Origin of the sequence: Endozoicomonas sp. ALC020, from assembly GCF_049275935.1 — a bacterium.
GTDB lineage: Bacteria > Pseudomonadota > Gammaproteobacteria > Pseudomonadales > Endozoicomonadaceae > Endozoicomonas_A.
Map to the genome: position 1 here is coordinate 3,954,444 of NZ_CP184830.1, position 14,731 is coordinate 3,969,174.

Genomic DNA, 14,731 nt, shown 5'->3' on the forward strand with positions numbered 1-14,731 from the left:
CATTATTCTTCGACAAGCTCAGGACGGACGGAGTCTCGGTGCCTGGTCAGGTACTAATAGGTCAGGAAGTCTTTTTCTTGAATTCACACAAATCTTCAATAATGCAGCTGCCGCACTGAGGTTTTCTGGCCTTGCAGACGTAGCGACCATGAAGAATGAGCCAGTGGTGAGCGTCCAGAAGAAAGTCTTTGGGAACCAGTCTGACCAGTTTTTTTTCCACTTCCAGAACATTCTTGCCCGGAGCGATTCCGGTGCGGTTGGAAACCCTGAATATATGAGTATCTACAGCCATGGCAGGTTGCCTGAAAGCAGTGTTTAATACAACGTTTGCGGTTTTTCTACCCACACCGGGGAGTGCTTCGAGGGCTTCGCGGGTATCTGGGACTTCGCCGCCATGGTGTTCGAGCAGCATTCTACAGGTCTTGATGACATTCTCGGCTTTGGCATTGAACAGGCCAATGGTTTTGATGTACTCCTTCAGACCTTCAAGACCCAGATCTAAAATGGCCCGGGGTGTATTAGCCACCGGGAATAATTTATCCGTTGCTTTATTAACGCCAACATCCGTTGCCTGAGCTGAAAGAATCACGGCGATCAAAAGCTCAAAGGATGAGGAGTAATTGAGTTCTGTGGTCGGGTTAGGGTTCTGGTCCCGTAACCGGGTAAAAATTCGGGTCCTTTTTTCCTTATTCATTAGATATTCCCAGTTACTCGAACACGTTTACTGCCCACTTCTGATAACGGTTCCTGAGCCTTTCTGGTTTCTTCCAGCTTTTTGTCGATGACATTCTTGATGGCGATAAGAAAGCCCATGAATACGAAGGCTCCGGGAGGAAGAATGGCGAACAGAAACTGTTTGTAGTCCTGAAAAACGACAATTGTCCAGTTTTGTGCGACAGGGCCCAGCAGCAGGTCCATACTTGAGAATAGTGTTCCCTGACCGATCAGTTCCCGAAGCGCTCCCAGCAGAACCAGAATGGCAGCAAAGCCTGCTCCCATCATAAACCCATCAAAAGCGGCAGGAATCACGGGTTGCCTGGAGGCATAGGCATCTGCACGGCCCAAAATAATGCAGTTGGTGACAATCAGGGGAATGAAGATACCCAGAATCCTGTACAGTTCATAGGTGTAGGCCTGCATCAAAAGCTCTATGCAGGTGGTAAAGGAGGCGATGACCATAACAAAAACGGGGAGGCGAATTGCGTCAGTCACCTGATGTCGAATCAGGGAAACAACGATGTTTGAGCCCATGACAACCAGCATGGTCGCAACTCCCAGTCCCAGAGCGTTAACTACAGTGTTGGATACACCCAGCAAGGGGCAAAGACCCAGCAGTTGGACCAGGGCCGGGTTATTTTTCCAGAGTCCGTCCCAGGCAATCTTGGCGGCAGATTGATCGGCAAATAATGATTTTTTCTGCAGCGCTGAATCAGTAGCAACGTCATTGGTCATTTTTCTGCACCTCTTTCTTCGCGCAAGGCTGTCTCTCCCTTCAAGTCAGTCTCTTCGCTTAGAGTAGTTTCTCCGTTCATGGCTGCCTCGCCCTCTTTAAAGAGTGCTTGCCTGTGAGCGTCAAAATAGTTCAGGGTTCGATAAACGGAACCGACAACAGCCCTGGGGGTTATAGTAGCTCCGGTGAACTGGTCAAACTGGCCGCCATCTTTCTTGACACCCCAATCTTCAGGGGCAGGGTCCAGCAGCGATTTACCCTGGAACTGCAAAATCCAGTCAGACACTTTGGTGTCTATTTTATCACCGAGTCCGGGTGTTTCCTTATGTTGGGTAGCTCTGACACCAGCCAGGGTTCCGTCGGTATAAATACCCACCAGCAGATCGATTTTTCCGGCATAGCCGTCGGGGGCTACGGCGGGGAGAATAACTGCCACAGGCTTGTTATTCCTGAAAGCTACGTAGCCATACTTTTCGGTAGAGGTTGCCAGCAAATCATTGGCCGGGATGGTAATTCGGGCATCCAGAATGTTGTTGTCGTGTGTCTTACCCGGAAGAATTTCTTTCAGAGCCCTGGCTTCAAAGGCACGAACCTGGGCATGAATCTTCTTCTCTGTCAAAACAAAAGTCGCAGCGATAAGGCCTACGGTCAGAATGGCGAACAGACCCAGTGTCAGACTGTTGTGGACGATGCTACTGGTCAGACCGCCAGAAGGTGTCTTCTGTTGAGAAGACGCCTCTGGCTCATTTTGACTTTCTTTATCTACAGGTATTCGTGAGTCACTCATTTCGCATTATTCACTCAGGGCTGCTTAGGCAAACCCTTGTTGGGCTTTTTATGACCATAGGTTCTGGGCTGGGTGTAATAATCAATCATGGGTGCAGCCATATTCATTAACAGTGTGGCGAAGGCGACACCGTCAGGATACCCGCCCCAGACTCGGATAACGTAAACAAGAATCCCTATGCCAGCGCCAAAGATCAGCCTGCCCTTGTTACTGGTAGCACTGCTGACGGGATCGGTAATGATGAAAAAGGCGCCGAGCATAGTGGCACCACTGAATAAATGGAACAGTGGTGAGCCGTGGCTGCCAGATCCGGTGCCACCCCAGAACAGGGTAGACATCACCAGCAGGGCTGCCAGCATTCCCACTGGTGCGTGCCAGGTGAAAACTTTTTTGTAGAGCAGGAAAAGGCCACCCAACAGATAAGCAAGGTTGATCCAGAGCCAGCCTCTGCCAGCAAAATATTGCAAGGCTGTATTCTCTGACCAGAGTTCTTTCATGGTCAGAGATGTATTCTCCCGAACGATATCCAGCGGCGTTGCCATACTGATGGCATCAACATTAACGGGTTGGCCGAACAATGGAAAAATGGTGAAAAGCGCATCGCTGAAACTTTTCACTGCAGCCTGACCCTCTGCGCCTGTTGCTGAACCCAGTGGAGGTAACCACTGTGTCATTTCCTGAGGGAAAGAGATCAGTAGCAGCACATAGCCTAACATGGCCGGGTTAAATGGATTGTTGCCCAACCCCCCATAGAGCTGCTTGCCAATGATAATAGCGAAGGAGGTCCCTATCAGGGTTAGCCACCATGGAGACAGAGGTGGCAGTGCCAGGGCCAGCAGCACGGCAGTGACAATCGCAGAACCATCAGAGAGATAAAAGCCGATAGGGCGTTGTCGTATTTTCAGCACCAAGGCTTCCGAGCCCAGTGCAATGAATACGCACCAGACGAGATTGATCAGCGTTCCCCAGCCAAAAAAGACTGTCTGCATGGCCAGACCCGGCATTGCTGCCAGTAGGACCCATTTCATTACCTGCTGCGTGCTGTTCGGGCTGCGAGCATGGGGGGATGTCTGCCTTACCAGGGTCATCGTAAATTCCGACTGTTTATTAAATGAGATTTAACCTGCTGCGGTCAGAGCATTTTCAGCTTCAGCTGCTTTGGCTTGTGCTTCCATCAGCGCAGCTTCCAGGGCATGAGTATCGCCTTCGGCGTTATCCAGTGCCCTTTGGGCTTTCTTGAGAGCGGCTCTGGCCATGGCGTTCTCAATTTTCAATTTCTTAAGGTCGTCGCTGGCTTCTACTTTTGCCGGGGATGATGGTCTGGTCGTCTCCGGTTCGCTATCAGCAACGGATGCTTTTCCAGATTCCAGCTGTTCAAGCTTTTGCCGACATTCGTCTATTTTTTCCTGAAGGGGTACTGTGTCAATGGAGCCCGATTCCCGGGCTTTAGCCATTTCGCGCTCAGCCTTCTTCAAAGCTGCTTTGGCCATTGCACGCTCAACTTTCAGTTTTTTGTCATCCGCTGCGGGTTTTGCAGGCTTTTCTAGATCGGCGTTAACACATTCTTTGGCCAGACGCTCTGCTTTCTGGCGGCACTCTTCTACAGTGTCCTCGAGGGCTTCTGTTTCAGAGCTACCTTCTTCGAGTGCTGTGGCCAAAGCTCTTTCTGCTTTTTTCAAGGCCGCTTTAGCCATAGCGGATTCTATTTTCAGCTTTTTGGCGGCTTCTTCATCAAGGGCTTTTTCAGTTTTCGGCGGCTGTTTTATAGCTGAAGACTGTCTTATAGCTGAAGGCTGTTTTATAGCTGAAGGCTCTGAAACGGCTGCAGCATCAAAATCTTTCTGCAGTTTTGCCACCTGGTTCTCCAGCATACTGACGTCAGCACTTAGCTTGTCAACGTCGCCTTCTGCTTTCTCTTGAGCCTGAATCAGAGCTCTGCGGGTTTTCTTCAGCTGGGCGTTGGCCAGAGACAATTGGATCCTGAGCTCTTTCTGATCTCCTGACAGTGTCGCTTTTGCCGACTTGCTGGTAGCTGTGCCAGTGGCTGCTTTTTTGGCTTTGGCCCTTTCAATGGCGGCCTGGACAGGGTCCGGGGCTGCTGATGAAACTTTATTGCCTGAAGCCGCCTTCTCAGCTTTTAACCTGGCAGCGCGTTCAGCATTAGCCTTACGCCTGGCTTCTTTTTCAGCCTGCTCTTTTTCCAGACGGGCCTGGCGATTTTCGTAGCGAACTTTAGAGCGCTCTGCTTTGGCATGTCTGGCTTCCTGAGCCCGAATTTCACCTTTTGAGGCGCGGTAATATTGAACCAGTGGAATACTGCTCGGGCAAACATAGGAGCAGGCACCGCATTCGATACAGTCAAACAGGTTATGATGCTTCAGCTGCTCATGATTTTCTGATTTCGCATGCCAGTAAAGCTGTTGAGGCAGCAAAGAGGAAGGACAGGCTTCTGCGCACATACCGCAGCGAATACAGGCCTGAGCGGGCATAGCCGGAGGGAATTCTTCCCGGGTTCCGGCAATCAGGCAGTTGCTGGTTTTGGTGACAGGGACATCCTGCTCATTGAGCGTGAAACCCATCATAGGGCCACCCATAATCAATGTTTCCAGCTCCTGATCATTGATACCTGCACAGGAGAGAAGGTGTCTGGCGGGTGTGCCCAGAAGAACTTCGAGATTACCCGGGCTTGAGAGGGCTTTGCCGGTCATGGTGGTGATTCTGGAAATCAGGGGCTTTCCATACTGGACAGCCTCGTAGACAGCCACCGCCGTGCCGATATTCTGAACAGCAATACCCAAATCAGAAGGCAGTTTCCCGGAGGGTATCTCAAGACCTGTCAGTATTTGAATCAGCTGCTTTTCACCACCGGAAGGGTATTTGGTTGGGAAGACGACCACTTTCATCCTGTGACCGTTGTCGCACAGAGCAACGGCTTTTTTAACAGCTTCAATCGCTTCTGGCTTGTTGTCTTCAATGCCGATCAGGCAGCATTCGGCATTGAGAAGGTGTTGCAAAATCTCTGCGCCGGCAATAATGCTGTCGGCACGTTCTCTCATCAGCATGTCATCAGCCGTGATATACGGCTCACATTCCGAGCCATTCAGGATCAGGGTGTGTACCGGGCTCCTTGGCGATAGCTTGACTGCGGTTGGGAAGCCTGCTCCGCCCATACCCGCAATACCTGACTGGCGGATAAGTTCAACCAGGGTGGCTGGCTCAACAGTAGTATAATCGTTGACGGGCTTTAGCTCACACCATTGATCTTTTCCATCCGGAACCAATGTAATGCACTCGTCGTGCATCCCGGAGGGATGGGGAATAGCTTGCGAACTTATTGCAGTTACAGTGCCTGAGGTAGGTGCGTGAACGGGCACACTGACAAAGCCGGTCGCTTTGGCAATCATCTGTCCCTTCAATACGGTGTCGCCAACAGAAACAATGGGTTGGGCAGGAGATCCCGCGTGCTGTGACAATGGCAGAATCAACTTCTCCGGCATGGGAGTCGGCCTGATTGGCGTGCGGTTGGACTGGTGCTTGTTTTCTTCAGGATGAACACCACCCGTCAGAGGCCAAACTTTGCCTCTGGACAAGTGCCCGGATTCAGTAATATCCCTGAGAGGCAAATTCATAGGGCTTGACCTCTCATGTCAGTGGCTATCAGGTCGGGTTCTGCTCTGGAGGGCAGGTTCCAGCTCCAGGTACGGGTGGTTGTTTCGATGGTTACCATGTCTATGCAATCAACAGGACAGGGTTCAACACAGAGATCACAGCCGGTGCATTCATCTTTCATAACCGTATGCATCTGCTTGGCAGCGCCGAGAATGGCATCAACCGGGCAAGCCTGTAGACATTTGGTGCAACCGATACACTCATCTTCCCGGATATAAGCGACCATGGGTGGTTTTTCGGCGCCGTGCTCTTCGTCCAGTGGCTCTGGCTCTACATCCAGAAGGTCAGCCAGTGCATTGATAGTGGACTGACCACCGGGAGGGCAACGATTAATGGATTCACCGCTGACAATTGCTTCTGCATAGGGACGACAGCCCGGAAAACCACATTGACCGCACTGGGTCTGGGGCAGTAGTTCATTCACCTGGTCGATAATAGGGTTGCCTTCCACCTTGAAGCGAACGCTGGCAAAACCCAGTATGGCGCCAAAAACGAGCGCCAGGGCAAGAAGGGCGATAATGGCGAAAATGACGATTTCCATAAACCTTGACAGCTCTCCCTTACAGTTTGATCAGGCCGGTGAAACCCATAAAGGCCAGTGACATCAGGCCAGCACTGATCATTCCGATGGCCGCTCCCCTGAAAGGAGTTGGGACATCGGCAGCAGCAATTCGTTCGCGCATGGCAGAGAACAAAACCAGCACCAGCGAGAAACCGGCAGCAGCGCCGAAGCCGTAGGTCGCAGAATCAACCAGTGAGCTGTTTAATCGATTGCTGTTCAGCAGAGCCACACCCAAAACAGCACAGTTACTGGTGATCAGAGGCAGGAATACGCCAAGGACACGATGCAGCAGAGGGCTGACTTTTCTGACCACCATCTCGGTAAACTGAACCACTACTGCGATGACAAGGATGAAAGCAATGGTTTTAAGAAATTCCAGACCCAGGGGAATCAATAGGTACTGATAAGTGAGATAGCTGCAGATAGAGGCCAGAGTGAGAACAAACGTGGTGGCCAGAGACATACCCATGGCTGACTCCAGCTTGTTGGAGACACCCATAAACGGACAGAGGCCCAGAAACTGAACCAGTACAAAGTTGTTGACCAGGATGGCACTGATCATAATCAGTACCAGTTCGCTCATCTGTTCCATTTTGACTCTACCGAGAGTGTTCTGGGGGCAGGCTGACCATGGAGTGCCTTATCCAGGTGTCAGCATCGTCAATACCCGAATGCGGCCGCTCATTATATATGTCCAAAAAATGCAGTTAAATGCACTTTAAGATCTAAAAGAAATAAATATAAAACGGTTCACACCACCGCCTGACCACATTTCATGTTGAAAACTGCGGGATTATAGCGGGATTGGAACATTGATGCATCGTGGAAATTTCCCAAGTCACCCAGTTCGAGAGACTGTTTGGAAAGTAAGTGGATTGGTTGAAAATCCAGAAATAATGGCCTAGCTTTCCGGTCAATTCGATAAAACAGTTCACTTTTTAGCGCAAGTTGACTGAAAAACGTTGAGTGTAAAGTTTGACTTGCGCAACTGAATTTTATGCTCAAGCGTAATTCCCGTTCGACTCTTGGAAACTATGAGAGGTCTAAGGGGGCCTGCGCTTGCCAATCCTTCCTCTTCTGACGAAGGCATAGAGTTCAGATTAGCGTTTTTAGGATGTGCGTTTGTATTAGCAAGCGCTCTGCCATTGATTGCCTGGGGTAACTGTTAACTTCAAATCCGTTAATAAAGGTGCTGATCATGCTGGAGTGGGGTTTAATTCAAAAGTCATTTATTAAGGCTATGCTATTTCGCGCTCTGATAATCTTTGCCTCTGCCCAATCAGAGGCTAGCGAAGAGAAAGGAGTTATTATCGGTATTGATCTGGGGACCACATACTCCTGTGTGGGTATTCGTCGCAATGGGCGAACGGAAATCATCGCCAATGATCAGGGAAATAGAATAACGCCATCGTTTATCGCATGGACGCCGGAAAATGAGCGTCTTGTTGGAGACGCTGCGAAGAACCAGGCTTCCAGAAATCCGGAGCTTACGGTGTTTGATGTCAAGCGCATTATTGGTCGAAGTTATGATGACCCGCAATTACAGGCGGATATCAAGCACTTCCCTTTCAGTGTCATCAATGTCAATGGTCAGCCCAAGGTGGAAATGACAACCCAGCGGGAACATTTTTCATTTACTCCGGAAGAGCTAAGTGCGATGGTCCTGAGCAAAATGAAAACAACTGCGGAAGAATATCTTGGGCAGAAGGTCACCCATGCGGTTGTCACAGTGCCTGCGTATTTCAATGACGCCCAGCGCCAGGCTACCAAGGATGCTGGCACAATAGCAGGGTTGACTGTGGAGCGAATCATCAATGAACCGACGGCAGCGGCACTCGCTTATGGTTTGGATGCAAGGCTCAAGGGTGAAGAAAACATACTGGTATTTGACCTTGGTGGTGGCACTTTTGATGTATCAATACTGACGATTGATGGCGGTGTGTTTGAGGTACTGGCTACTGCTGGCGACACTCACCTTGGGGGGGAGGACTTTGACCAGCGACTGGTTAATCACTTCAGTAAAGTTGCCAAACGTAAATACGGTCTTGATCTGACCCATAACAAACGCGCTCAGCAAAAATTACGCCGTGAGGTGGAGAAGGCCAAGCGCACTTTGTCAGCGTCCCATCAGGCCCGGATTGAAGTTGAGTCACTGGCAGATGAAAAGGACTTCAGCGAGCCACTGTCCAGAGCGAAATTTGAAGAGATCAATATTGACCTGTTCCGAAAAACACTGACTTCCGTGAAGAAGGCTTTGGAAGATGCCGGACTTGAGCGCGGGGATATCCACGAGATTATTCTGGTTGGTGGCTCCACCCGAATCCCTAAAGTTCGGGAGCTGCTAAGCAATTTCTTTGAAGGTAAAGTTTTAAATCATAGTATCAATCCGGATGAGGCCGTCGCCTATGGTGCTGCTGTTCAGGGAGCGGTGCTCAGTGGCGATAAGTCAACCAGCGACATACTTCTGCTTGATGTCATCCCACTTTCCCTGGGGATTGAGACAGTAGGCGGGGTTTTTGCAAAAATACTGACCCGCAATACGGTAATCCCCACCAAGAAACACCAGATATTCAGCACTGCCAGCGATAGCCAGACCACAGTGACTATCCAGGTCTACGAGGGGGAGCGTCCTATGACGAAGGACAATCACCTGTTGGGTAAGTTTGATCTTACCGGTATTCCACCTGCTCCCAGGGGCACTCCTCAAATAGATGTGACTTTCTCTGTGGACGAGAACAGCATATTGACGGTGAAGGCCGAGGAAAAATCCAGTGGCAGTAACAATATCGTCATTAACAAAGATACTGGCAGACTGAGCGAAGAGGAAATTGAAAAAATGGTTCAGGATGCCGAGAAATTCGCGGAGCAGGATCAGCAGACACAAAAAAGAGTTGAGGCCCGTAACAAGTTGGAATCAATTGTTTATTCGCAACGCGCCCAATTGACGGATGACAGTAACGGCTGGGTAAGTAAACTCTCTGATGAAGACAAGAGCCTTCTTGATAATAACGTTCAGGATGCCATTGCCTGGCTTGATGACAATGCGGAAGCCACTGCAGAACAGTTAGAGGAAAAATATCAGGAACTCAGCGACGCCTTTCAGTCTATAGCTGCCCGGGCCACTGATACATCCGAGGATAAAACTGATACTTCCGAGGATAAAGATGAGTTGTAAGTCACTTACCAGATAATTGGTAAATCCGCCGTAAACCTTCGCCCAGTCGAGGGAGTCGCAGAACCCTGTTCCCCACGCAGGTATCAAAGGTATGGGAATCGGGGTTTTGCGATGGCCTCTGATTTCGGAGGGAGATTTCTGAATGTTAATCTTCCCACGGAGGATGTTTGCTCATGATTTGCAAAAACAGCCCGGATTCAAGAAAGCGCTTCAGCCATTGGTGCACTCGCCGGTAAGGCGTTGAGTAGAACCAATCTCTGTCTACATGGGCAAATTGTCGTATAAAAGGAGCAATTGCCATATCCGCGAGGGTGACTTTATCTCCCATTAATCCGTTCTGACTGCTGAGTTTGCTGTCCAGTAGCTGAATAAACTCTTCACCCTGAGCACGGTAAAACTCCATGGGCTGCTCAGGGTGTCGATCAGCGTATTTGTAGCGATCCAGTCGGGGTTTGAACCAGACATCACTTTTGCTGATCAGTGCCATGATGTCAGCTCTGTCATCAGGATTCTCGGGTAACCAGTGATGTGGATCATTGACAGTCAGCGCCCAGAGCATGATGTCCAGACTTTCATCAATGACTCTGCCTTCAGGAAGTATCAAAACAGGAACAGTGCCTTTTGGTGAGACACTAAGCATCGCCTGAGGTTTGTTTTTCAGTAGTATCTCTCTGTGCTCAAGGGTAATACCTGCGTAAGTCAGAGCCAGTCTGGCACGCATAGCGTAAGGGCATCGACGAAAAGAATAAAGGATGGGTGTATTGCTATGGTTCACGGAGGTTCCTGGGCAGGTTAAGTCATCTGAAACTATTCTTCAGGCGGCGGACAAGGCACAAAAATAATACAGGAGTTCTTGCCAGGAATTGAAACTCTTTTACAAGTTTTGATCTCACATAACATTGTTCAGGCATTGATATTCGCTGCAGGGCATCCAGGTAGGCCTGTAGATAATAAAAACTCATTGATGTCCAAACCAAAAGGTATTTCTGCAAGAGGTGAGTCTGAAGGTAGAGTATCGCTCAATTCTGATTGGTTACGAACTCATGCCAGGTACGATTTAAGTTCGATTGGTATTAACAGGAATTCCTCCCATGACAAAACCATTGGTAGTAATTACAGGTGCCAGTTCCGGTATTGGTGAAGCCATCGCCCGTCAGTTCAGTGCCCAGGGCCATGCACTGTTACTGCTGGCAAGAAGAATTGAAAAGCTGGATGCTCTGGGCCTGCCCAACACGCTATGCAGAAAAGTCGATGTGACTGATCGCGAAGCTTTTTATGCCGCAGTGGATGAAGCGGAATCTGTTTACGGTGAGACTGATTGTCTGGTCAATAATGCAGGTGTGATGTTGCTGGGTAATGCGAATGAACAAGATCCAGCCGAGTGGGATCAAATGATCCGCGTTAACGTGAACGGTGTTCTTAATGGTATTGGAGCTGTTATTGGCAAAATGAAAAAGCGCAGGGGTGGCACCATTATTAACCTGAGTTCCATTGCTGGTATCAAAGGCTTTCCTAATCATATGGCCTACTGTGGCACCAAATTTGCGGTTCATGGCTTGTCAGAAACCCTGCGTGAAGAAGTTGCAGACGACAATGTAAGGGTGATTACCCTTGCTCCCGGTGCAGTAGAGACCGAGCTGCTGAGTCACACCACGTCCAGTGATATCAGGGAAGGTTATGAAAGCTGGAAAGACAGCATGGGTGGCGTTATTCATCCAGAAGACATCGCCAGCTGCGTGAACTTTGTTTACAGCCAGCCTCAAAATGTCTGTGTGCGTGAAATTGTGGTTTCTGCTACACGTCAGCAGCCTTAAGACTCAGAGGATCGGTTTATTGATCTGCTCTCGCAACAAAATGCCATTATCAGGGTGATTATCTTGAAGCACTCCCTCGGGATGGTTCCTGCAGGCGCCACCCTGTATATAAAGCAAACCAGAACAAACTGTCCAGATGGGGCAATGGCAGGGTGCCGGAGTCAGTACCCAGATTTGGTCCTTTGGCTCTGGATGAACGAAGAAACCCCTGATCGGTAAAGTTCTCTTCGTCTGGGTTCAAATGTTCACGGTTAAAGCTTTGATCCGGATGATCCGGGTAAAGCTCAACAGGAAAACGACCTGATTTGATATCCTGTACGTAGCGGAGTTTCGGGTCACACCAGTAACCACACTCATGTGCAGCCCGACGCAGCGATTCTGCCGGGAATTCTTGAGATATCCTTGCTTTCATAGCCTCCGTGCTCATCTTATAGGCACTACCAAACAGATCAGCGGCAATCGTCACCAGCTCTCCCTGCAATTGCTTCATCTGCACGCTGTTTTTGTAATCCAGATTGTCGGTGTCATGGCGCACTCTTAGCCAGTTGATCACCAGCCCATAAAACGTTTTCCCAAGCTCAGTAATCCGCAATTCGCCCTGTCTCTCACAATCAGTGACACAATAGATTTTCTTCATACCAAAGCTGGAGAAGGTTTGCTCTGCAAATGAGCGGATATCAGCCCAGTCTCTCATCCCCACCGGGGCAGGTGCTATGTTCGGGTAATCCTGGGCATTCCACTCTCCCAGAGTGCCGGGAACACACTGGTTTCCAAAAAAGGGTGTGGGGGTCCAGCATCTTTCATCATCAGCATTATGAAATGAGCTTAATGTATCCGGTGCCTGAAAATTGTGTTGCCAGAGACGACCCGCGTCTCTGGCAAACAGCCTGAGACCATCAAAGGATGCCTGCACTGAGAGGCCGTCCACTCTTCCAGCTTCATAAGGATAGTGGTGATACAGGTGGGTATCTTTTTCATCATCAAAGACCTGTAGCAGTGCCGAACCATCGGGCTCCAGGGCAATGATTGCCAGGGTTTCTTCACGTAATCCACAGGCTTTGAACTTATTCAGGGCATCGGACAGACGATAAATGCCTCTTGGTTTCAGCAGTGCGCTTTCGAGGCCAAGCTTATCCTTATAGGTTCGAAAAAAATCCAGTTGCGGCTGTTCGCGGACAAAATCATGCCAGCCTTCTGTGGAGCCAGGTTGTTGTTTCAGGAACTTGAAACGGCGATACCCCTGAGGTACCTCTGCAGAAGGAAAAGCCAGACTGCGACCGTAAGTTTCAATATTCCCGCTGTTGATTAATAACTCTGCTTCCCAAAGCCCGGAAATTTCCGGAACAGACTCCTTTGGATGTTTTCTGCCAAATTCAGCAACCTCATGGCAGAAACGTTCGCTGTAAAACATGTCTGGATCAAGTGCACACCCACCACCCACACCAAGGCCAATCAGATGCCATGGATAGTAATAAGGTTTCCCGTTATAAGATACATCGTAGCGTCGTTCAATAAACAGTGAGTTGCGATCATCAGCTGTTGCCGACAGGTGCCCAAGGAGTTTTTTTTGCATGTCCCCAGTGGTAAACCGGAGCACCTGCGCAGAATATTCAACCGGCAATCCGATCCGGTGTATTAACTTTATCAGTTCCAGTGTTTGCTGCTCATCCCTTAAAGTGTCAGGGTGAAGTTCAAAATAGTTGATAACTGACTGAAGTAACTCTCTTGCATGGGGCCGGGGTTTGTCTATTAGCTGTTCGTACAATGAATACTCAGTAGAGCGTAAGCTGATTGCCCTATAAGTGGATGCTGGCAGGTATCTGTGAAGCAGAAGGAACTCAAAAAACCAGTTGACATTCAAAGGGAATTTTCCGTCTAAATGATCCTGCATACAATCAATGAGATGACCTGAATGGGTTAGCTTGATCAGAGCGCTGCGGCGGGCTCTGGCCAGCTGACGGTCTTCCGCTCCGGACATGGCCGCCGACGCTAATTGCGGGCATTGATGACGGTACAAAAGCAACAGCGGAGTTGCGCCCTTGTTGTCCAGTTGGTTGGCCAGAGTCTCTGCGGGCAGATATTGAAACAACTTGTCATAGCGGGGAGTATAAGTATTCAGACAGCGATAGCTGCGTATGCTGAGGCCAGATTTTAAGCTCGGAATGGCTGTCGCCATAAGGTGTAGAATGTTACTCCCGTTAGCAAACCTCTGGTTTAGAATTGCGGCTGATGAGCCCGACAGCAAGCGCTTGAACAGTTCCCACTGGCCTAATATAAAAGCACATGCCAGCATGCGCTCCCGCCCCCTCTCGTCCAGCTTTTCCAGTGCTTTCAGGATCAGTTTTTCATGCCTCTGGGCATTAACTTCCAGCAAACAAAGCTGGAAAATAAAAGCCTCTGAAGCCATTGCAGTGGTGATTGTCTGGCAGAAATCCTGCGACGTTTGAGGGTTGCCATGCCTGATGCCCGGTGAGTTGAAAATAGCTTTTATCAGGTACGGTGCCGAACCATCGGAAAGTCGAAGAAATTGGTTGAGTTCCGCCAGAAAATGGCAATCTCTTGCCAGATAATTCAGAAGCTCACGGGCAGCCCGCCGAAGTTGTAACGGGCTCAGGTAGTGTTCCAATATTTCCATAAAGCCCGGATCAGCCCTAAACATCATTGTTTTGGCGTGCTCGCCAAGAATTCCCAGTACTGCTTCACGGTGTGTGTTATCAAAGAGTTGTTTTAATAATTGCGGCGGTATCCGTATTTCATTACCCACCGACTCATTCGGGAGTCCCAACCCCAAATCAGCCAGCGTCTGTAGAACGGAAATATTTTCAGGAAGGGTGGGTCGGCAAGCAAGGTTGAAGATCAGTTTTAGCAAGTGCGGCGAATAGAATTTTTCATCCTCTGTGGAATTGTTCTTACTCACCCTGTCAAAATCCTGTTGGGCATTTTCTACCAGCTCTCGCAAAAACCTGTTATCAAGTGGAATATCAATATTTCTTAATGCATTGTGAACATGGGTTACCCATTCATGACGCTGGCCAGAAGTAGAAGTGATCTGTCGCAAGTGTATGGAGCGACCAGAAGAGGGCCCGTCAGCCCCGGCTGTTTTGTTGCTCAAACCTGTAGTGAAAACAGGGGGGGAAGTATTTGTCCCCGGAACGGTCCAGCTGGACAAGTTTGAGGTGGTGGTATCGGTCGCCCGTGGCAACATGATTCACTCCATCAATAAATTGATTTTTTTGTAACGTCTTGGTTTCTAGACCAGCAAAGATTGATTTGG

11 protein-coding genes are annotated in these 14,731 nt (G+C 49.4%); 2 read left to right on the forward strand and 9 right to left on the reverse strand.

The genetic code is table 11. The features are described 5' to 3' along the window. Positions 1 to 61: 61 nt before the first annotated feature. Genes nth through rsxA form a run of 7 tightly spaced genes read right to left on the reverse strand, consistent with a single transcriptional unit; the run spans position 62 to position 7,051 of the window. Positions 62 to 694, reverse strand: coding sequence for an endonuclease III (gene nth / locus ACOJUO_RS14770; RefSeq protein ID WP_422137368.1), 633 nt, complete (start codon positions 692 to 694; stop codon positions 62 to 64). Further along, complete coding sequence (locus tag ACOJUO_RS14775; RefSeq protein ID WP_422132768.1) at positions 694 to 1,452, reverse strand: electron transport complex subunit E; 759 nt, start codon at positions 1,450 to 1,452, stop codon at positions 694 to 696. Before ACOJUO_RS14775 ends, nth begins: the two co-directional genes overlap by 1 nt. After that, on the reverse strand, positions 1,449 to 2,237 hold the full coding sequence (gene rsxG / locus ACOJUO_RS14780) for an electron transport complex subunit RsxG (protein WP_422137369.1): 789 nt from the start codon (positions 2,235 to 2,237) through the stop codon (positions 1,449 to 1,451). Before rsxG ends, ACOJUO_RS14775 begins: the two co-directional genes overlap by 4 nt. A 14-nt stretch (positions 2,238 to 2,251) precedes the next feature. Continuing rightward, positions 2,252 to 3,325 (reverse strand): electron transport complex subunit RsxD, encoded by a 1,074-nt coding sequence (rsxD, locus tag ACOJUO_RS14785; RefSeq protein WP_422132770.1) that lies wholly within the window; start codon positions 3,323 to 3,325, stop codon positions 2,252 to 2,254. A 30-nt stretch (positions 3,326 to 3,355) separates the two neighbouring features. Next, positions 3,356 to 5,866: an electron transport complex subunit RsxC gene (gene rsxC, locus ACOJUO_RS14790; protein WP_422137370.1), complete on the reverse strand. Its 2,511-nt coding sequence runs from the start codon at positions 5,864 to 5,866 to the stop codon at positions 3,356 to 3,358. Beyond that, positions 5,863 to 6,447, reverse strand: a complete 585-nt coding sequence (gene rsxB, locus ACOJUO_RS14795; RefSeq protein WP_422137371.1) for an electron transport complex subunit RsxB — start codon at positions 6,445 to 6,447, stop codon at positions 5,863 to 5,865. Before rsxB ends, rsxC begins: the two co-directional genes overlap by 4 nt. A 19-nt stretch (positions 6,448 to 6,466) precedes the next feature. Then, a complete protein-coding gene (rsxA, locus tag ACOJUO_RS14800) occupies positions 6,467 to 7,051 on the reverse strand; it encodes an electron transport complex subunit RsxA (protein ID WP_034834307.1) in 585 nt (194 codons plus the stop codon). Between the two features lie 615 nt (positions 7,052 to 7,666). On the opposite strand from rsxA, the gene dnaK reads away from it, so the two are divergent. Next, the gene (gene dnaK, locus ACOJUO_RS14805; protein ID WP_422137372.1) at positions 7,667 to 9,643 is read left to right on the forward strand and encodes a molecular chaperone DnaK; all 1,977 of its coding nucleotides are present in this window, start codon (positions 7,667 to 7,669) and stop codon (positions 9,641 to 9,643) included. 145 nt (positions 9,644 to 9,788) lie between these two features. Here dnaK and ACOJUO_RS14810 read toward each other — a convergent pair whose 3' ends face one another. Then, positions 9,789 to 10,418: a glutathione S-transferase gene (locus tag ACOJUO_RS14810; RefSeq protein WP_422137373.1), complete on the reverse strand. Its 630-nt coding sequence runs from the start codon at positions 10,416 to 10,418 to the stop codon at positions 9,789 to 9,791. A gap of 316 nt (positions 10,419 to 10,734) precedes the next feature. Between ACOJUO_RS14810 and ACOJUO_RS14815 the strand changes: the two genes are divergently transcribed. Then, complete coding sequence (locus ACOJUO_RS14815) at positions 10,735 to 11,457, forward strand: SDR family oxidoreductase (RefSeq protein WP_422137374.1); 723 nt, start codon at positions 10,735 to 10,737, stop codon at positions 11,455 to 11,457. 58 nt (positions 11,458 to 11,515) lie between these two features. Here ACOJUO_RS14815 and ACOJUO_RS14820 read toward each other — a convergent pair whose 3' ends face one another. Continuing rightward, positions 11,516 to 14,662 carry a hypothetical protein gene (locus ACOJUO_RS14820; RefSeq protein ID WP_422137375.1) on the reverse strand — a complete coding sequence of 1,049 codons (3,147 nt, stop codon included), beginning with the start codon at positions 14,660 to 14,662 and terminating at the stop codon, positions 11,516 to 11,518. Positions 14,663 to 14,731: the final 69 nt, after the last annotated feature.

Bases quoted from the DNA above. Each gene is read 5' to 3' on its own strand.
- nth (WP_422137368.1), bottom strand. From the start codon at position 694: ATGAATAAGGAAAAAAGGACCCGAATTTTTACCCGGTTACGGGACCAG.
- ACOJUO_RS14775 (WP_422132768.1), bottom strand. From the start codon at position 1,452: ATGACCAATGACGTTGCTACTGATTCAGCGCTGCAGAAAAAATCATTA.
- rsxG (WP_422137369.1), bottom strand. From the start codon at position 2,237: ATGAGTGACTCACGAATACCTGTAGATAAAGAAAGTCAAAATGAGCCA.
- rsxD (WP_422132770.1), bottom strand. From the start codon at position 3,325: ATGACCCTGGTAAGGCAGACATCCCCCCATGCTCGCAGCCCGAACAGC.
- rsxC (WP_422137370.1), bottom strand. From the start codon at position 5,866: ATGAATTTGCCTCTCAGGGATATTACTGAATCCGGGCACTTGTCCAGA.
- rsxB (WP_422137371.1), bottom strand. From the start codon at position 6,447: ATGGAAATCGTCATTTTCGCCATTATCGCCCTTCTTGCCCTGGCGCTC.
- rsxA (WP_034834307.1), bottom strand. From the start codon at position 7,051: ATGAGCGAACTGGTACTGATTATGATCAGTGCCATCCTGGTCAACAAC.
- dnaK (WP_422137372.1), top strand. From the start codon at position 7,667: ATGCTGGAGTGGGGTTTAATTCAAAAGTCATTTATTAAGGCTATGCTA.
- ACOJUO_RS14815 (WP_422137374.1), top strand. From the start codon at position 10,735: ATGACAAAACCATTGGTAGTAATTACAGGTGCCAGTTCCGGTATTGGT.
- ACOJUO_RS14820 (WP_422137375.1), bottom strand. From the start codon at position 14,662: ATGTTGCCACGGGCGACCGATACCACCACCTCAAACTTGTCCAGCTGG.